This is a genomic window from Rhodothermales bacterium (assembly GCA_039944855.1).
GTDB lineage: Bacteria > Bacteroidota > Rhodothermia > Rhodothermales > JANQRZ01 > JBBSMX01.
The window spans coordinates 64,096-82,084 of the sequence record JBDUXZ010000023.1 but is presented as its reverse complement, the minus strand read 5'-3'; the positions used below and the strand labels follow the sequence as shown (position 1 = coordinate 82,084).

The window sequence follows — 17,989 nt, the reverse complement described above, 5'->3', positions numbered from 1 at the left end:
ATACGCCGAGCCCGCCTGGCAACGCAGGACGACAGATCCACCCTTTCACACGACGACGGGCACCTGCGCAGCCGACTCGGCGGTGCGCGTCCTGCCCGCCGCCTCCGAGCTTGCTTCGTCGCGGAGGTCGGGTTGCTCGGCGACCCAGGCGCGGAGGAGGTCGATGGACTGCTCGTAGCCGTCCTCCGCAATTCGGCGGAAGGGCTCGAAATTAAGCATGCTCCCGCGGATGTCGAGCGGGATCACCAGGTCGGCGAGTCGGGTGTTCTGCTCGCTCAGCGGCGCGCTGCCCACGAACAGCGTCTGCGTCAGGACGCGGCTGAGGACGGGGAGCCGCGGCGAGCGGGCGAACGGGTTGAGCCGCTGCCACAGCGCCCGCCACCCGGACACCCCGGTCTCCATGTCGTAGGTGTAGGCCTTCCCGCTCACCGTCCTGATCGCCGCGCCGATGATGCGGTCGCTGCCGCTCTCGGCCTTCATCACGTCCACGGGGAAGTTGTTGAGCACACCGCCGTCCACCATCAGCATCCCGTCCTCCACCACGGGCGCGAACACGCCCGGAACGGAGATGGAAGTCCGAATCGCCCGCCAGAGCAGCCCCCGGCGGAGCACGACGGTTTCGCCCCGCGTGAGGTTGACCGCCATAGCGAAGAACGGGAGCCAGAGGTCCTCGATCCGCTGCTCCCCGTAGAGGTTCTGGCAGAAGGCGGTCAGGTGGTGCGAGGCGTTCATCGCGACGATGGGAAACGTCCGGTCGAACAGGACATCGTTGCGCGCATACTTCTCGCTCGCCTTCGTGAGGACGTCGGACGGGGCTTCCGACGCGCGGCTGGCGCCGAGCAGCGCGCCAAAGCTGGAGCCGCCGATGTAGTCCACCGGGATCGCCAGCTCCTCCAGCGCGCGGAAGACGCCGAGGTGGGCCCAGCCGCGCGCGCCACCCCCGGCGAGCACGAGCCCGACGGCGACGCCGGCGAGGTGACGGGCGAGCCGCGACGTGTGGGCCGCGTCCTCGCGCCGGACGTGGAAGTGACGGTAGCCCGGGCGGAGGTCCAGCCAGCGCGCCGTGCCCGAGGGGTGCTCGGTCTCCGGCGGGTGCCAGAGCACGAGGTCGCGGTCGCAGCGCGCCTCGGAATCGGCGAGCCGGCGCTCCGTTTCTCCGAGCGCGGCGTCATCACCAGACTCGGCGACGAAGACCACGCGGTCGGCCCGGCTGACGCACCGGCGCGTCCACGGCGTCCACTCGGCATCGGCGATAAACACGAGGATGTCGGCCTCGGCCTCCTGCTCGTTGAGCCACTGCATCAGGACCGCGTGGAGCGAGGCGTGTTCGCTCGTCCCCGCCGTTCCCGCGCCGAGCGCCTCGTCGGCGCGCTCCGCGCTGATCAGCCGCACCGAGCCCAGCCGGCCGAGCTCCGCCACGAGGACTTCGGCGAGCGGCCGGATGGACAGCGCGGGACTGACCGGCGCGAGCGTGATCGTGAGCGTGGACGGCGCCAGGGACGCGAGGCCGTGCGCGTTCAGCCGCTGCTGCCGCTCGGCCATCTGCCGGGTGAGCGCGTAAAGCACGCCCGGATGAGCCGCGACGAGTTCGGAGAAGAGGGCGCGGTCGATCTCCACATACGTGGTCTCCCGCGCGGCGATGACCGATGCCGAGCGCGGCGCCCCCGTCAGCAGGGAGAACTCGCCCACCGCCTCGCCCGCGCCCGCCTCGCCGACGACGAAGACCGTCCCATCGGCGCGCTCCACCTCGAAGACCACGCGCCCGCTGACGATCAGGTACACCGAGTCCCCTTCGTCCCCCTGCCGGCAGATCGCTTCGTTGCTCGAGAGGGTGTGCCATGCCACACGCGCCTGCAGGCCGTGCTGCGTGACCAGGTCCACGTCGTCTCCGAACACGTTCTCGACGGCTTTCGCGAGAAGCACGCGCTGCCAACGGGGGACCGCCTGCTCGGCCACGGCGCGTCCGAGCGAGGGGAGCGTGCGCCGCAGCCGCTCGAACGCCTCGCGCGGGAGCCGGAGCAGCCGCGTCGGCTCCGCCGCCACGACGGTCGCCATCCTCGGCTGCCCCACCAGCAAGCCCATCTCCCCGACGAGCGCGCCCTCCCCGAGCCGGGCCACGGCGTCCGTCGTTTCCGGCTCCCCGGTGTAGACATAGACCGCGCCCACCTCCACGACGTAGAGAGCATCCGGCGCATCGCCTCGGTCGAAGAGGTGCGCGCCGGCTACGAGCGTGACCGGCGTAAAGGCATCCCCGTGCTCGGCAATGACGTCGCGGAGCCAGGGGGGAAGAGAATCGGACATAGGCACGAGGAGAAAACGGTGAGCGGCTCGGTCAGACGAAGTGAGGAAATCCCGCAAGGCTTCAACCTGCGGCCACCGGAATAAACGTTTGCAACTTAATTACGAAGCTACAGGCCGCGTCGGACTAATTACGACAGCCGACGCGGCACGGCCGACCGGGCACGACATGTCGAGGGCTGCGCGTTACCTATCAACCCGGCGATCCGGGGAACCGCGCTCGCCCCCCCGCTCGTCCTCCCTATCCTGTGCCCATGCATCACGTCCGAACCCTGCTCCTGCTCGCCCTGTGGGTGCCCGGCGTGACCCATGCACAGATCCGCGCCCTCGCCCACGCGGACACGACCGCAGGCAACCACTTCGGCGCCGCCGTCGCCCTCGACCGCGACGGCAGCCGGGTGCTCGTCGGCGCCACGGGCGAAGCGGCGTGCGGAGCCAACGCGGGCGCAGCGTACGTCTTCGAGCGCGACACGAGCGACGTATTCGTCGAAGCGGCGCGTCTGGCACCGATGGACTGCGAGCCGGGCGACTTCTTCGGCCGGGCCGTGGCGCTCAGCGGAGACCGCGCGCTCGTCGCGGCGGGCGGCGAGGTCGTCGATCCCCGGCGGCCGAATGCGGCGTACGTCTTCGAGCGCGACAGCACGGGCACGTGGCGCGAAGCGGCAAAACTCATCGCCGAGCCCGATCAGACCGAAGGGGTCTTCGCCCGTTCGATCGCCCTCGACGGCGACCGCGCCCTCGTCACGACGGGCGGCGACCCGGCGCGGCAGGCCTACGGCGGCGCGGCGTACCTCTTCGAGCGCGACGCCGCCGGCCGCTGGCAGCGCATCGCCCGACTCGAAGGCAGCGGCGGCACGGCCGCCGGCATCTTCGGCAGCGCGGCGGACCTCGACGGCGACCGCGCCCTCGTCACAGCCTCGCCCTACGACCCGAAGGGCACGGGCACGGTCTACGTCTTCGAGCGCGACAGCGCGGGCGTGTGGGCCGAGGCAGCACGAATCGGCGGCGTCGAGAGCTTCGACGTCCACGCCGACCTCGACGGCGACCGCCTTCTCGTCGGTCACAGTCGCTCCGGGCCGAACCGCTCCGGCACCGCCGTTTTCTACCACCGGAGCGGGAGCGGGGCCTGGCGGCGGATCGCGACGCTCGTGCCGAGCGTGCCCTACCGCGACGGCTCGTTCGGGACGGCCGTCACGCTCGACGGCGACCGCGCGCTCGTCGTTGGCTACAGCGAGCAGATCGGGCTGACGTTCAACATCGACCGCGTCGTCTACGCGTTCGCATATCTGCCCGAGGCAGGGTGGGTGCAGCAGCAGGTGATGGACGTCGGCGAGTGGGCGTTCGGGAGCGCCGTCGATCAGGCCGGGCGCGCCGCCGTCATCGGCAGCGCCGCCGAGGGCCGGCCGGGCGCGGCCTACCTCGTCGAGCTGTTCTGAGGCGCGGGGCGCGGTGACACGACCCCGCCGGAGGGTGCGGTTATATTCCTGCCGCCCCGCTGTCTTTTGACACGCGGACCGACGTGAATGAGCACTCAACCTGGCGGGAATGAACTACCGGTGGACCCTGCGCCCGGCGGCCGACGAAGTGGCCATCGCCGAGATCGCGCGCCAACTCAACGACCTCCCCGAAGCGCTCGCCCGCGCCCTCGTCCTCCGTGGCGTGGACTCGTTCGACGTGGCACGCAGCTTTTTCCGCCCCTCGCTCGACGCCGTCCACGACCCGTTCCTCATGCGGGACATGGACCGCGCCGCCGACCGCGTCGCCGAGGCGATCACCCAGCGGGAGCGCGTGATGGTCTACGGCGACTACGACGTGGACGGCACGACCTCGGCCGCGATGATGACGTTGTTCCTGCGCGAGCACGGCGTCGAGGCCACGTACTTCGTCCCGAACCGGTTCGAGCACGGCTACGGGCTGTGCACGGCGGGGCTCGACGAGGCCGTCGAGCGCGGCGCGAGCCTCGTCATCGCGATCGACTGCGGGATCACGGCGCACGAGGAAGCGAAGTACGCCAAAGACGTGCTCGGGCTCGACCTCATCATCTGCGACCACCACACCGCGCTCGACACCGTCCCCGACGCCGTCGCCGTGCTCGACCCGAAGCGGCCGGACTGCGCGTACCCCTTCACCGGGCTCTCGGGCTGCGGCGTCGGCTACAAGCTGATGCAGGGCACGCTCCAGCGGCTCGGCCTCGGGCCGGAGCGCGCGCATCCCTACCTCGACCTCCTCGCCGTCTCGATCGCCGCCGACATCGTCCCGATCGTCGACGAGAACCGGCTGCTGATGCACGCGGGGCTGGCTCGGCTCGCCTCGGCGCCTCGCCTCGGCCTCCGCGCGCTCGCCGAAGTCGCGGGCGTCGACCTCGGCGACTGCTCGACCTCGCGCGTCGTCTTCACGCTCGGCCCGCGCATCAACGCCGCCGGGCGGATGGGCGACGCCGGCCGCGCCGTGGACCTCCTGATGGCCGACGATCCGGCCGTAGCCAAGCAGCTCGCCGCCGACCTCGACGCCGTCAACCGCGAGCGGCAGGAGCTCGACCGCCACACGCTCGCCGAAGCGCTCATCGAGGCCGATGCGCAGGTCGCCGCGAGCGATCCGTTCGCGCTCGTGCTCCACCAGCCGCACTGGCACAGTGGCGTCATCGGCATCGTCGCCAGCCGCATCGTCGAGCGGTTCTACCGGCCGACGGTGATGCTCACGGGGGACAACGGCGTCGCGCGCGGCAGCGCCCGCTCGATCGACGGCGTCTCGATCTACGACGCCCTCCGGCAGTGCAGCGACCTGCTCATCGGCTTCGGCGGCCACGCGGCAGCTGCGGGCGTCTCGCTCCCACTCGAGAACCTCGCCGCCTTCCGCGAAGCCCTCAGCGCCGCCGTCGGCGAGCGCGTCGAGCCGTCCGACCTCGAACCCGAGATCGCGCTCGACGCCCACCTCGACCTCGCCCACATCGCCGACGGCGTCGGCGGGCGGTTCTGGCAAGTCCTCCGTCAGTTCGGCCCGTTCGGCCCGGACAACCCGAAGCCGGTGTTCTGGGGCCGCGACCTCCGCCTCGTCGGCGAGCCAAAGGCGGTGGGGAAGGACCAGACCCACCTTCGCCTGCGCGTCGCTCAGCGGAGCGGCCACGGCGTCTACTCTGTGATCGGGTTCGGCCTCGCCGAGCGGCTCCCGGTGCTCCGCGAAAGTGTTCGCACCGGCACGCCCGTCGAGCTCGCGTTCTGCGTCGAGGAGAACACGTGGAACGGGCGGACGGAGCTCCAGCTCAAAGCGAAGGACGTGCGCCCGAGCACCGGCGCGTGACGCCATGCGCGAGCTCCTCTCCGTCGCCGAAGCCCGCCGGACCGTGCTCGCAGCGGTGACGTGGGTGCAGCCGGTCGAGCACGTCCCGCTCGCCGACGCCCTCGGGCGGACGCTCGCTGAACCCGTCGTGAGCCGCGACGCGATCCCGCCGTTCGACAACTCAGCGATGGACGGGTTTGCGGTTCGGACAGCCGACTTCGACGGTGGGACGGCAACGCTGCGCGTCATCGGCGAAGCCGCGGCCGGGCGGATGCCGGACGTCGTCGTCGAGCCGGGCACGTGCGTACGGATTATGACCGGCGCGCCGATCCCCGCCGGGGCCGACGCCGTCGCGCCCGTCGAGTGGACCGAGCCGGACGGCGACCGCGTCCTCATCGGCCGCGCGCCGACGGCGGGGCAGTACGTCCGCCCCGCCGGGCAGGACGTGCAGCCGGGCGACACGATGGCCAAGACCGGCACCGTCGTCACGCCGCCCGTCGTCGGGATGGCGGCGACGCTCGGGTTCGCGGAGCTAGCCGTGCGCGTCCCGCCGCGCGTCGCCGTCGTGGCGACGGGAGATGAGCTCGTGCCGGCAGGAGCGGCGCTGCGGGCCGGCCACGTCCGCGACGCGAACGGGCCGGCGCTCGCCGCGCAGGTCGTCGCGGCGGGCGGCACCGTCGTCGGCCCGCTCCACGCCCGCGACGACGCGGACGACGCCCGCCGCGTGCTCGGCGTAGCGCTCGACGCCGATGTCGTCGTCGTCTCCGGCGGCGTTTCGATGGGGGAGTATGACGTGGTCCGCGACGTGCTCGACGCGCTCGGCGTGACGTGGGCCTTCTGGCGGGTCCGGCAGCGGCCGGGCAAACCGCTCGCATTCGGGACGCGCCCTCGTGGACGGGGCGGCGATACGCTCGTCTTCGGGTTACCGGGCAACCCCGTCTCGTCGGCCGTGTGCTTCGAGCAGTACGTCCGCCCGGCCCTCGCCGCGCTCCTCGGCCGGTCTGCGACGGTGCGCACGGTGCCTGCCGTGCTGGCCGAGGACGTGGCGAAGCAGGCGGGGCTGCACCACTTCGTCCGTGGCCTCGCCGAGCACGACGCCGACGGGCGGCTGCGCGTGCGGCCCACCGGCGCGCAGGCCTCGAACCTCTACTCCTCCGTCCTCCGCGCCGACGTGCTGATCCACTTGCCCGAAGCAATCGAGGACCCGGCGGTCGGGACGCCGGTCGAGGTCGAGTGGCTGCGGTGGTGACGGGGCGGGGCCATCGAACCAAATAGCGCGACCCGACGTTCAGGCGGGCGCACCCACCCACCCCCGCCTATGTCCTTGCAAGACCGTCTTCGTGCGGCCCGGCACGCCCTCTTCGTCGGTCGCGAAGAGGAACGCGCCGTCTTCGAACACGCGCTCGGCTCGGACTCCCTGCCGTTCCACGTGCTCTACCTCCACGGACCCGGCGGGGTGGGGAAGACGTCGCTCCTCCGCGAGTTCGAGCACCTCGCGCGGCAGTCCGGAATCCCGGCCGCGTACCTCGACGCGCGGGACCTCGACGCCGCGCCCGACGCGCTGCGGCAGGCTCTTTCGGGCGCCGGGCTCCCCGCCGCGCGCGCCGTCCTCCTCCTCGACACGTACGAGGCGCTCCACCCCCTCGACGACTGGCTGCGCGACGAGCTGCTGCCGACCGTGTCCGAGGAGTGGATCGTCGTGCTCGCGGGCCGCTACGCGCCGAGCGCGGGGTGGCGCGGCGACCTCGGCTGGCAGGAGATCACGCGCGTCCTCCCCCTCCGCAACCTCACGCCCGACGAGGGCCGCGCGCTCCTCGAAGAGCAGGGCGTCCCGACGGCCGAGCACGACGCCGTCCTCCGGTTCACGCACGGCCACCCCCTCGCCCTCTCCCTCGTCGCCGACCACTGCCGGCGGAAGCCGGGCCTGCCGTTTCAGGTGGACGAATCGCCCGACGTCGTCGGCACGCTCCTCACACGGTTCATGCAGGAGATCGACGACGAGGCCGAGCACGCGGCGCTCGAAGCGGCGGCGACCGTCCGCGTCGTCACCGAGGGGTTACTAGCCGACCTGCTGGAGCGCGACGACACTCACGCCGCGTTCGAGTGGCTCCGTGGCCTCTCGTTCGTCGAGGCCAGCGAGAACGGGCTCATCCTCCACGACCTCGCCCGCGAGACGCTCGGCGCTGACCTTCGCTGGCGCCGCCCCGAACGCTTCGCCGCGCTCAACCACCGCGCCCGCGCCGCCTACACCCGCCGCCTCCTCCACACCGGCTCCGAGCGCGAGCAGGTCGCCACGCTTGCCGACTACACCTTTCTCCACCGCCACAATCCGATTGTGCAGCCGCTCTTCGCTCAACTCCGCGGGCAGTGGCAGAAGGCGCGGCCTCAGACCTCCGGCCAGCCGCGCGACGACGAGTGGGACGCGCTGCGAGCCCTCGTGAGCGGCCACGAGGGCGAGGCGGCAGCGGAGATCGCCGCGCACTGGTTCCGGCTTCAGCCCGAGCGCGTGCAGGTGTTCCGCGACGAGGACGGCCACGCGACCGGCTTCCTCTTCTGCCTCGCCCTCGACGCGACGACGGCCGAGGAGCGCGCGGCCGACCCCTGCGCCGAAGCCGCCTGGGCTCACCTCGAAGCCCACGCCCCGCTCCGGCCGGGCGAGCGGGCGACGGTCTTCCGGTTCTGGATGGACCGCGAGGACTATCAGGACGTGTCGGCCGTGCAGAGCCTCATCTTCGTCGCCACCGTCCGCCATTACCTCGGCACCGAGGGGCTCGCGTACACGTTCCTCCCGTGCGCCGACCCCGATTTCTGGGCGATGATCTTCACCTTCGTCGGCCTGCAGCGGCTGCCCGACGCGGGTTTCGAGGTCGGCGGCCGAGCGTTCGGGGTGTACGGGCACGACTGGCGCGCCGTCCCGCCCGGCGTGTGGCTCGAAGGCCTCGCCGAGCGCGGGCTGCCCTCCTCGCCGGGTGCCGAGCCGGAGCGGCCGGACCGCCTCGTCGTCCTCAGCGAGCCCGACTTCGGCGAGGCCGTCCGCGACGCGCTCCGCGACTACGCCCGCCCCCACGACCTCGCCGACAGCCCGCTCCTGCGCTCCCGCCTCGTCCTCGAAAAAGCGGCCGGCGGCGACCGGGTGGAGGCGCTGCGCGCCCTGCTCAACGAGGCCGCCGAGGAGCTCAACGCGACGCCGCGCGAGGCCCCGTACTACCTCGCCCTCGACGCGACCTACCTCGACCCGGCGCGCACGCAGGCCGAGGCCGCCGAGCAGCTCGACATGCCGTTCAGCAGCTTCCGCCGCTACCTCAAGCGTGGGATCGAGCACGTCGTCGCCGCCCTGTGGCAGCGGGAACTCGCCGCCTGAGTCGGGAACGGGGTGTGCTGCCTATTCGCCCTCGGGGGATGGAGTGAGCACGGATTGAGCATCGATTGAGCGCAATGCGGGGGATCTGGGGCGAACAAGCCCCCCTGCGCCCTGTTGGACAGAACGCCGCTTCGACCCGCCTTGCTGCGCGACGAGTCGGCCCCCTCTGTCCACCCACTCTCCGTTCGATGCTCATGTCTGATCTAGCCTCTCCCTTCGCGTCGCCGGCCGATCCCCGAGCCAGCCGCCGCTCCTTCCTCAAGCTCGCCGGCCTCGGCGGCGCCGTCCTCGTCGCCGCGGGCTGCGATTCCGACGACCCCGACGATATGCAAGACGGGGTCGTCACGCTCGACTTCTCGAACGACTTCGGCGTGCTCAACTACGCCTACGCGCTCGAACAGCTCGAAGCGGCCTTCTACGCGACCGTCGTGATGAATGCGGCGTTCTCGTCCACGTTCGACGCCGACGAGCAGGCCATCCTCCGCGACCTCGCCGCGCACGAAGGCATCCACCGCGACTTCCTCAAGGCGGCCATCGCGATGAACGGCGGGACGCCGATCCCGAACCTCACGCCCAACTTCACCAGCATCGACTTCGCCAGCCGGTCCAGCGTGCTCGGCACGGCGCAGGTGTTCGAGGACCTCGGCGTCGCCGCCTACAACGGCGCCGGGCAGTACCTCTCCGACGGCACGTTCCTCACGATCGCAGGCAAGATCGTCTCCGTCGAAGCGCGGCATGCGTCGGTGATCTCCAGCTTGCTTTCCGCCAATTCGATCGCCGGCAGCGGCGTGATCGATGCCAACGGGCTCGACCGCGCCCTCGCCCCGAGCGCCGTGCTCACGGCCGCGAGCGACTTCATCATCGACGATATCCGGGCCATCAACGCGTGATCCCCGCTCCGCCCGCCCGTCCACTCTCTCTGTGCTCCTCTAGCTCGTACTCCTCATGACGACCGATCTCTTTAGCAACCTCGACGACGCCCTCGGCAACGTGCCGACCTCCCGCCGCGACGCCCTCCGCACCGCCGGCCGGTACAGCGCAGGCGCGGCCCTCGTCGCCCTCCCGTTCTTCGGCATGGCGAAGAAAGTGATGGCCTCGAACTACGGGTTCGACCCCGCCACCGACGTCGACATCCTCAACTACGCCCTCACGCTCGAATACCTCGAGAGCGCCTTCTACCGCCTCGGGCTCGACGCCGGCGTGATCGAGTCCGCCGACCGCCCGCTCTTCGAGCGGATCAGCGCCGACGAGGACGCGCACGTCGCGTTCCTCGCCAGCGCCATCACCGCGGCCGGCGGCGAGCCCGTCTCGTTCGATGACGACGCCTTCGACTTCACCGGCGGCGACGGCTCCGGCAGCGGCCCGTTCGATCCGTTCGGCGACTACGCCACGTTCCTCACGCTCTCGCAGGCGTTCGAAGACACCGGCGTCCGGGCCTACAAGGGCCAGGCCGCGAACATCACGACGCCGGCCTACCTCACCGCCGCGCTCCAGATCCACTCCGTCGAGGCGCGCCACGCGGCCGCCGTCCGCCGGATCCGCGGCAATCAGGGATGGATTCCCAACGCCCAGCCCGGCGCGATCGCGGCGATCCAGCCGGTGTACGCCGGGGAAGACAACGTCACGCAGGGCGGGGTCAACCTCGTCAACGCCCTCTCCGGCTACACGGTGGAAGAGATCACGGAGGCGTTCGACGAGACGCTCTCGATGGACGACGTGCTCGCGATTGCCGGCCCGTTCATCGACGGCTGATCCGCGCGGCACAACCCGGCCCTCTCCGGGCCGTGACCCTTCGAGGTCTTGCGTGGGATGGGCGCCCGTGGGTGCGTCCGCTCAATCCCGGTCCAAGCGTAGCACCTCGAACCGACGGGGGGTGGCGAATGCCACCCCTCGTCGCACGTTTGTAGCGGCGGCTCGGAGGCCGCGATACGCCGTCCCCCTCGGCGGCGCCCGAACCCACCGACGTTCGCCTATGGCGCGCTCCACTAGCCCCATATCGGAGGCGGAGGCGGGGCTCAGACCGGAACCCGCGATGGGTCTGGTTTTCGTGCCCTATCGAACTAAGTAGCACACAGTGCGTTTGTTCACCTTATTTTGACTCCGAAAGTCGGCCACCCCTACTCCTCACGGCCGCCTGCACAGCCTCTCCCCTCTGGGCCGGCGCCGTCCGCCGCGTGAGACGAGACGGCACCTCTACCACATTCCACCAGCCACCATTCCTCGGACCTATGTCTGACTTGATTCGCTCCCACACCGAGCCCCAGCTTGACGCGGCCTCGCCCCAGCTTGACTCGCGAGCCAGCCGACGCTCCTTCCTGAAGCTCGCCGGCATCGGCGGAGTCGTCCTCGTCGCCGCCGGCTGTGACTCCGATACGCCCGACCCCATCGTCCCCGGCGACTTCGGCACCATCACCGGGACCGTCACCGACTCGGAGACCGGCGAGGGCATCGCCGACGTCCTGATCTCCTTCGACGACGACGGCATCCCCCGCACCGTGATGACGCAGGAGGACGGGTCCTTCACGATTGAGGAGTTCCCGGTGGGGACGTTTACCCTCGTCGCGTCCACGAACGGCTTCGTCACGGACATGACGGAGGTCACGGTGACCGACGGTGGGACCGCAACGACGGCCTTCGTCCTTGCGCCCGGCGGCCCGCTCGAACTCAGCTTCGCGGGGCGTACCGGCGTGCTCAACTACGCCTACGCGCTCGAACAACTCGAAGCCGCCTTCTACGCCGCCGTCGTCGCGGACCCCGCGTTCGGCACCATCTTCAACGCCGACGAGCAGAACGTCCTCAACGACCTCCTCGCACACGAGGTCGCCCACCGCGAGTTCTTCCAGGCGAAGATCCTCGAGCAGGGCGGGACGCCCATCCGCGGGCTCCGGACGGACTTCTCCGCCGTCAACTTCGGCGACCGGACGAGCGTGCTCGAGACGGCGCGGACCTTCGAGGACCTCGGCGTCGCGGCTTATAACGGAGCCGGCGTCCTCATCAACCAGGTGGACCCCCTCGTGAACGCCGGCGAGATCGTGTCCGTTGAGGCGCGCCACGCCGCGGCCATCCGCGACATCATCGACCCGAACAACTTCGCGTTCGACGAGCTGTTCGCCGGCGGCGACGACCTCGGAGGGTTTTCCATCGAGCGGTCGTTGTCCCCCACTCAAGTGCTCACAGCAGCCGCGCCGTTCATCCAAAACGAAATCACGCCCACCGGCCTGTAAGTCCCGCGCTCGCGCATGCTCAGCCGCATGCCCCACACGGACTGTACACCCGAAGAGGACCTGACTATGAATCCCATCAAGACCGATACCCCCACGGCGACCGCCTCCGACCTGCTCTCCGACGTGCTGACGGAGGAGGCCTCCCTGGAGAACACCCGCCGCGCCGCCCTCCGCAGCCTCGGCAAAGTCGGCCTCGGGCTCGCGTTCGCGTCTGCCCCGGCCACGCTGTTCGCCTCCGCCGCCCGTGCCCAGTCGAACCCGCGCACCGTCTCCGACGTGCTCCTGTTCGCCCTCACGCTCGAGTACCTCGAGCGGAACTTCTATAACACGGCGCTCGATTCGAAGACGCTCTCCATGCCAGATGACGTTCGGGCCTTTTACGAGATCGTCGCGGATCACGAGTCCGATCACGTCGATTTCCTCATCGCTCAGATCGCGGGCGATCAGAATCCCGCGCCCCCGGATCCTCCCGTCCCGGATTTCGACTTCACGGCCGGGGGCACGCTGGACCCGTTCAACGACTACCCGACGTTCCTGCTCCTCTCGCAGGCGTTCGAGGACACCGGCGTCCGGGCGTACAAGGGGCAGGTCCCCTTCCTTATCGATGCCAGCGCGGTGCTGACGGCCGCGCTCGGCATCCACTCCGTCGAGGCGCGCCACGCCTCGAAGGTGCGCCGCCTCCGCGGCTCGCAGGGGTGGATCCCGTTCGACGAGTCGCCGGCTCCGGCCGTCGCGGCGGTCTACGCCGGGATGAACCAGACGGTGAAGTACAACATCGACGTGCCGGCCGTCTCCGGCATCGGGGCCGAGCAGGTCACCGAGGCGTGGGACGAGCCGCTCACCACCGAGGAAGTGCTCAACATCGTCGCCCCGTTCATCGTAGGAGACAACCCGCTGACCGGCCGCAACCGCCGCTAATGCGGCGCGAGGAGGGTGGGGCGGCTTCGGCCCCTCCCGCTTTCTGACGAAGTAAAAAGCGCCCGGCTTCCATCGCGGAGGCCGGGCGCTCGTTTGTAAATCCGCGGGGGTGGGTCACATCCCCGTCAACTCGGCGATGATGGTGCCGCCGCCCGCCTGCGCGGGTAGCGTCGACATCGACTTCACGACCACCCCGCTCTCGGCGTCGAGGTAGAGCGTCGTGTCCTCGGTGGAGTCGGCCTTGTCCATCTCGACGACGTACGCCGTGTACGTCCCGGCCGGGACCGTGACCTCCTCCATCCCGGTGACGTCGAGGGTGTACGTCGCGAGGCCTTGTTGGCCGGGGATCGGGTTGTACGTGGCGAACGACGCCGTGTAGCCCTCCGCCAGCGGCATCGTGCCGAGCGCGACTTCGAGCGCGTTGTTGTCGGCGACGATCGGGAGGTCGAGCGCGCTCGTGAACGGCATCGACTGCCCGCCCTGCGACATCGTGCCCTGCACCTCGCTGTCCGAGTACGTGAGCACGATCGTGCCCGGCCCCTGCTGGAGCTTCCGGTAGAGCGGCGCGAAATCAGCACGGGCGACGACGAACGAGTCCGCCATCGCCATCCCGCCCATCGCCGGCGGGAGCGTCGCGCGGTCCACGATCGCGAGCGCGGGCTGCCCGTCGTACTCGACGGCTGCGACAGTCCGCGTCGGGTTGTCGAGCGCGATCTCCTGCCCCTGCACGTTCATCGTGATGTTGTACGTCATCGCCATCGGCTGGACGGCGGCCCCGTCGAACGTCATCGCGCTCATGTCCGCCGCCCCCATCGGGTCGGTCACGACGACCGTCGCGGGGTCCACGGTGATGGCTTCGAGCTTCGCCTCGATCTCGGGCGCGGCGCCTTCCTGCGCGCGGCCCTGGAGGTGCTCGGCGAGGAAGGTCTCGATGGACACCATCATCGCCATGCGGTTCTCTTCCCCGCGGAAGCCGTGGCCCTCGTCGGGCGCGACGAGGTACTGCACGGGGTAGTCGCGGTCGCGGAGGGCGACGACGATCTGGTCGGCCTCGCGCTGCTTCACGCGGGGGTCGTTGGCCCCCTGGATCACGAGGAGCGGCGTCGTGATGCGGTCGGCGAAGTTCAGCGGGCTCTGCGCTTCGAGCTGGGCGCGGCCCTCGTCCGTGTTCGGGTCGCCCATCCGCGTGTGGAAGATCACGCGGCCGGCTTCCCAGTACGGTGGGATCGATTCGAGGAGCGTGATGAGGTTGCTCGGGCCGACGATGTCGACGGCGGCGGCGTAGAGGTCCGGGGTGAACGTCACGCCCGCGAGCGTGGCGTAGCCGCCGTACGAGCCGCCCATGATCCCGACGCGCCCAGCGTCGGCGATGCCCTCGTCGATGAGGTACTGCACGCCGTCGGTGAGGTCGTGCTGCATCGCCCCCGTGCCCCACTCCTTGTTGCCCGCGTTGAGGAACGCCTTGCCGTAGCCCGTCGAGCCGCGGAAGTTGGGCTGGAGCACGGCGTAGCCACGGTTGGCGAGGAACTGCGCGAAGGAGTCGTAGCCGTAGGTGTCGCGCGCCCACGGCCCGCCGTGCGGGAAGATGATCGTCGGGAGGTTCGTCGGCTCGACGCCTTTCGGGAGCGTGAGGTAGGCCGGAATCTCCATGCCGTCGCGGGCGGTGTAGCGGATGGCCTGCATGTTCGCCATGTGCTCGACGGGGAGGTCGGGCCGCGAGGTGTAGAGCTTCTCGACGGTCTGCGCCTCACGGTTGAAGAGGTAGACCGAGCCGGGGTCGACGTCGCGCGTGACGCGGACCGTCATCAGCCGGTCGTCGTTCGTGAGGCTGCCGAGGCCGAGCTCGCCGTCGGGGAGGTTCGCGCGGAGGAAGTCGAGATCGGCGGCGAGGGCGTCGGTCTTGGGGTAGAGCCGCGTCCGGTCGCCGGTGTAATAGGTCAAGATCAGCTCGTCGGTGGCGTTCGAGAAGAGCGCGCCACCGAAGTCCACCTGCCCCTCGGGATCGCGCTCGACGAAGGCCTCCTCGCCCGTCGCCGGGTCGAAGAGGACGAGCTCGGTGAGGTCGCGATCGCCCTTGTTCGTGATCATGTACACGCGGCGGCCGTCCTCGTGGTAGCGCACGGGCCCGCAGGACTCCTCGACGGAGCAGGTGTAGACCGGCTCCGGCTCGATGGAGAGGTCGTTGCCGACGCGGAGTACCTCGGTCGTCCCCTTCGGGTCGATGCGGAGGCCGAGGCGGACGTTCCCGTTGAGGTCCGTCTGCCAGCCCGCAATCCGCTCTGTGTTCTCCACGACGAGCTCGCGCTCGCCCGTTTCGAGGTTGAGGCGGTAGACGTCGTGCCACGCCGCGTCGCGGTCGTTGAGGCCGACGACGATCTCGTTCGGGCTGTTCTGGGGCGTCGCGAGGATCTGCGCGCGGACGTCGTCGAGCGGGGTGAGGTCGCGCGCCGGGGGAACGCCCGTCGCCGGATCGGCCTCGGCAGAGGGGTTGACGGCGTAGATGTGGTAGTTCTCGTTGCCGCCTTTGTCCTGCACGTAGAGGACGTAGCGGCCGTCTTCGCTCCAAAAGTAGCCGGGGACGGGGCGGTCGTCGGCCGTGAGCGGGCGCGCCGCATCGAACGACTCATCGATCCCCTTCACCCAGACGTTCATCACGTCGTCGTAGGGCTTGAGGAACGAGAGGTACTGCCCGTCGGGCGAGAGCTGGCCCCCGGCGATCTCGGGGTCGCCGAAGAACACCTCGCGGTCGACGAGCGGGGGGAGTTGGGCGGCGGCGGGCAAAGCGGTCGCCGCGAGCACGAGCAGAAGCGTACAGCGGTAGAGCAGCGTCATGGCAGGAGAGGTTGGCGGTAAACAGCGGAGAGGCGCGCACAGTATAGGAACGCCGTACGCGAGGATGCGCTCGCCGGTTACGCCGAGCCGACGATCACGCCGCGCTCAACTCACTCTCCGACTTCAGCACGCGGTCACCGTCGTCCTGCTCGATGAGGTACGCGGGGTTGTCGACGTCGGCGTCGCGCGTGACCTCGGTGCCTTTGATGGTGCGCGTGACGCGCTCGGTAAAGGATTCTTGGACGGTGCCCGTGGCGGTGCCGGAGCCCCAGTTCCACGTGACGGTGTCGCCGTTGTTGAAGCGTGACATAGGCTGAGAATGAGGAGAGAGGAGAATAGAGAGGCCGGTTTCGTACGAGCCCTCGCGGGCGCGGGGTCTCAACGCCGGCCCCAACAGAGGGCAATCTCAGCGCCCGCCGTCCGTTCTTCTGACGAGCCGCCCCGGCGGATCAACCCGGCCCGCCGTCGGGTTGCAGCCCCTCCCCCTTCCAACCCCGCACCCGTCCATGGCAGACTCCCGCCGCATCCTCTGGGCCGACGACGAGATCGACCTCCTCCGGCCCCACATCCTCTTCCTCGAAGCCAAAGGGTTCGACGTGACGAGCGTCACGAACGGCGCCGACGCCGTGGACAAGGTGCGCGAGCAGCGCTTCGACGTCGTCTTCCTCGACGAGCAGATGCCGGGGATGGGCGGGCTCGACGCCCTCGGCGAGATCAAAGACGTGTCGCCCGAGACGCCCGTCGTGATGATCACGAAGAGCGAGGAGGAGCACATCATGGAGGACGCGATCGGGCAGCAGATCGCCGACTACCTCATCAAGCCGGTCAACCCGAAGCAGATCCTCCTCACCTGCAAGCGGCTCCTCGAAGGCGGCCGGCTGCGCGAAGAGAAAGCGTCGCAGAACTATCTCCAGTCGTTCGGCCAGCTCTCGGCCGAGATTAACAGCGGGCTCGACTGGAAAGGCTGGACCGAGGTCTACAGCGAACTCGTCCGCTACGGGCTCGAGCTCGACGCCGACGACGCCGCTCGCCAGATCCTCGACGACCAGTACCGAGACGCCAACCGCGAGTTCGGCCGGTTCATTGAAGAGGTGTATCCTGGATGGATCGGGCAGGCGAAGGACGGCGACACGACCGACCGGCCGCCGCTCTCGCACGAGGTCCTCCCGAAGTGGGTGCTCCCCCACCTCGACGGCGGCAAGCCCGTGCTCTTCTTCCTCATCGACTGCATGCGCTTCGACCAGTGGCTGGAGTTCGAGCGCCTGCTCTACCCCCTCTTCAACGTCGAGAAGGACTGGCACTGCTCGCTCCTCCCGACGGCCACGCCGTACTCCCGCAACGCCATCTTCGGCGGACTCCTCCCCATCGACCTCGCCACACGCTACCCGCAGTTCTGGCAGCACGACAACGGCGACGAGCACTCGCTCAACCAGTTCGAGGCCGAGTTCCTCGGCGAGCTCCTCAAGCGGAAGCATAAGCGCGACGCCCGCGTCCGCTACGAGAAGATCACGAACGCCGAGACCGGCATCGCCCTCGCCGACAGCATCACCGACCTCGCCCAGCACGACCTCGCCGCCGTCGTCGTCAACTTCGTCGATATCCTCGCCCACAGCCGCTCCGACTCGAACGTGCTCAAGGAGATCGCCCCGGACGAGCGCGCCTACCGTGCCCTCACGCGGACGTGGTTCGAGCACAGTTGGCTCTACCGGGCTTTCGAAGAGCTGGCCCAGCAGGACGTCACGATCGTCATCACGACGGACCACGGCGCGATCCGTAGCCTCCACGCCACCAAAGTCATTGGCGACCGCGAGACCTCAACGAGCCTCCGCTACAAGCACGGCCGCAACCTCAAGTGCGACGAGCGCCACGCCATCTTCGTCCGGGAGCCGGAGACGTACGGCCTCCCGCGCACCGGCCTGAACGAGAACTACATCTTCGCGAAGGAGGACTACTACTTCGTCTACCCGACGAACTACCACCGCTACCTCAACCACTACAAAGACACGTTCCAGCATGGCGGGGCCTCGCTCGAAGAGATGATCCTTCCCGTCGTCACGCTGCGTCCGCGCTAGCTCCGCCC

The 17,989-nt window shown here is 69.9% G+C and carries 12 protein-coding genes; 9 read left to right on the top strand and 3 right to left on the bottom strand.

What is annotated here, in order from left to right; all coding sequences use genetic code 11:
* Positions 1 to 45: 45 nt before the first annotated feature.
* A complete protein-coding gene (locus ABJF88_12545; protein ID MEP0547755.1) occupies positions 46 to 2,301 on the bottom strand; it encodes a cyclic nucleotide-binding domain-containing protein in 2,256 nt (751 codons plus the stop codon).
* Between the two features lie 251 nt (positions 2,302 to 2,552).
* Here ABJF88_12545 and ABJF88_12540 point away from each other — a divergent pair, with 251 nt between their 5' ends.
* The 8 genes from ABJF88_12540 to ABJF88_12505 all read left to right on the top strand — a co-directional run bounded on the left by ABJF88_12540 (position 2,553) and on the right by ABJF88_12505 (position 13,077).
* Positions 2,553 to 3,734 carry a hypothetical protein gene (locus ABJF88_12540; protein ID MEP0547754.1) on the top strand — a complete coding sequence of 394 codons (1,182 nt, stop codon included), beginning with the start codon at positions 2,553 to 2,555 and terminating at the stop codon, positions 3,732 to 3,734.
* A gap of 109 nt (positions 3,735 to 3,843) precedes the next feature.
* A complete protein-coding gene (gene recJ / locus ABJF88_12535) occupies positions 3,844 to 5,595 on the top strand; it encodes a single-stranded-DNA-specific exonuclease RecJ (GenBank protein MEP0547753.1) in 1,752 nt (583 codons plus the stop codon).
* 4 nt (positions 5,596 to 5,599) lie between these two features.
* Positions 5,600 to 6,823, top strand: a complete 1,224-nt coding sequence (gene glp, locus ABJF88_12530) for a gephyrin-like molybdotransferase Glp (GenBank protein MEP0547752.1) — start codon at positions 5,600 to 5,602, stop codon at positions 6,821 to 6,823.
* A gap of 69 nt (positions 6,824 to 6,892) precedes the next feature.
* A complete protein-coding gene (locus tag ABJF88_12525) occupies positions 6,893 to 8,935 on the top strand; it encodes an ATP-binding protein (GenBank protein ID MEP0547751.1) in 2,043 nt (680 codons plus the stop codon).
* Positions 8,936 to 9,129: 194 nt separating this feature from the next.
* Positions 9,130 to 9,825 carry a ferritin-like domain-containing protein gene (locus tag ABJF88_12520; GenBank protein MEP0547750.1) on the top strand — a complete coding sequence of 232 codons (696 nt, stop codon included), beginning with the start codon at positions 9,130 to 9,132 and terminating at the stop codon, positions 9,823 to 9,825.
* A 55-nt stretch (positions 9,826 to 9,880) separates the two neighbouring features.
* Positions 9,881 to 10,687: a ferritin-like domain-containing protein gene (locus ABJF88_12515; GenBank protein ID MEP0547749.1), complete on the top strand. Its 807-nt coding sequence runs from the start codon at positions 9,881 to 9,883 to the stop codon at positions 10,685 to 10,687.
* Positions 10,688 to 11,163: 476 nt separating this feature from the next.
* Positions 11,164 to 12,159: a ferritin-like domain-containing protein gene (locus tag ABJF88_12510; GenBank protein MEP0547748.1), complete on the top strand. Its 996-nt coding sequence runs from the start codon at positions 11,164 to 11,166 to the stop codon at positions 12,157 to 12,159.
* 66 nt (positions 12,160 to 12,225) lie between these two features.
* Positions 12,226 to 13,077, top strand: a complete 852-nt coding sequence (locus tag ABJF88_12505; protein MEP0547747.1) for a ferritin-like domain-containing protein — start codon at positions 12,226 to 12,228, stop codon at positions 13,075 to 13,077.
* Positions 13,078 to 13,191: 114 nt separating this feature from the next.
* Here ABJF88_12505 and ABJF88_12500 read toward each other — a convergent pair whose 3' ends face one another.
* Together ABJF88_12500 and ABJF88_12495 are read right to left on the bottom strand one after the other, a co-directional pair.
* Positions 13,192 to 15,909 (bottom strand): alpha/beta fold hydrolase, encoded by a 2,718-nt coding sequence (locus tag ABJF88_12500; GenBank protein MEP0547746.1) that lies wholly within the window; start codon positions 15,907 to 15,909, stop codon positions 13,192 to 13,194.
* A 94-nt stretch (positions 15,910 to 16,003) separates the two neighbouring features.
* The gene (locus ABJF88_12495; GenBank protein MEP0547745.1) at positions 16,004 to 16,219 is read right to left on the bottom strand and encodes a DUF2945 domain-containing protein; all 216 of its coding nucleotides are present in this window, start codon (positions 16,217 to 16,219) and stop codon (positions 16,004 to 16,006) included.
* A 196-nt stretch (positions 16,220 to 16,415) separates the two neighbouring features.
* Here ABJF88_12495 and ABJF88_12490 point away from each other — a divergent pair, with 196 nt between their 5' ends.
* Positions 16,416 to 17,981 carry a response regulator gene (locus ABJF88_12490; GenBank protein MEP0547744.1) on the top strand — a complete coding sequence of 522 codons (1,566 nt, stop codon included), beginning with the start codon at positions 16,416 to 16,418 and terminating at the stop codon, positions 17,979 to 17,981.
* Positions 17,982 to 17,989: the final 8 nt, after the last annotated feature.

What these genes read in the sequence shown, in the direction of transcription:
- ABJF88_12545 (MEP0547755.1), bottom strand. Translation starts at nt 2,301, where the DNA reads ATGTCCGATTCTCTTCCCCCCTGGCTCCGCGACGTCATTGCCGAGCAC.
- ABJF88_12525 (MEP0547751.1), top strand. Translation starts at nt 6,893, where the DNA reads ATGTCCTTGCAAGACCGTCTTCGTGCGGCCCGGCACGCCCTCTTCGTC.
- ABJF88_12490 (MEP0547744.1), top strand. Translation starts at nt 16,416, where the DNA reads ATGGCAGACTCCCGCCGCATCCTCTGGGCCGACGACGAGATCGACCTC.
- ABJF88_12500 (MEP0547746.1), bottom strand. Translation starts at nt 15,909, where the DNA reads ATGACGCTGCTCTACCGCTGTACGCTTCTGCTCGTGCTCGCGGCGACC.
- ABJF88_12520 (MEP0547750.1), top strand. Translation starts at nt 9,130, where the DNA reads ATGTCTGATCTAGCCTCTCCCTTCGCGTCGCCGGCCGATCCCCGAGCC.
- ABJF88_12515 (MEP0547749.1), top strand. Translation starts at nt 9,881, where the DNA reads ATGACGACCGATCTCTTTAGCAACCTCGACGACGCCCTCGGCAACGTG.
- recJ (MEP0547753.1), top strand. Translation starts at nt 3,844, where the DNA reads ATGAACTACCGGTGGACCCTGCGCCCGGCGGCCGACGAAGTGGCCATC.
- glp (MEP0547752.1), top strand. Translation starts at nt 5,600, where the DNA reads ATGCGCGAGCTCCTCTCCGTCGCCGAAGCCCGCCGGACCGTGCTCGCA.
- ABJF88_12505 (MEP0547747.1), top strand. Translation starts at nt 12,226, where the DNA reads ATGAATCCCATCAAGACCGATACCCCCACGGCGACCGCCTCCGACCTG.
- ABJF88_12510 (MEP0547748.1), top strand. Translation starts at nt 11,164, where the DNA reads ATGTCTGACTTGATTCGCTCCCACACCGAGCCCCAGCTTGACGCGGCC.
- ABJF88_12495 (MEP0547745.1), bottom strand. Translation starts at nt 16,219, where the DNA reads ATGTCACGCTTCAACAACGGCGACACCGTCACGTGGAACTGGGGCTCC.
- ABJF88_12540 (MEP0547754.1), top strand. Translation starts at nt 2,553, where the DNA reads ATGCATCACGTCCGAACCCTGCTCCTGCTCGCCCTGTGGGTGCCCGGC.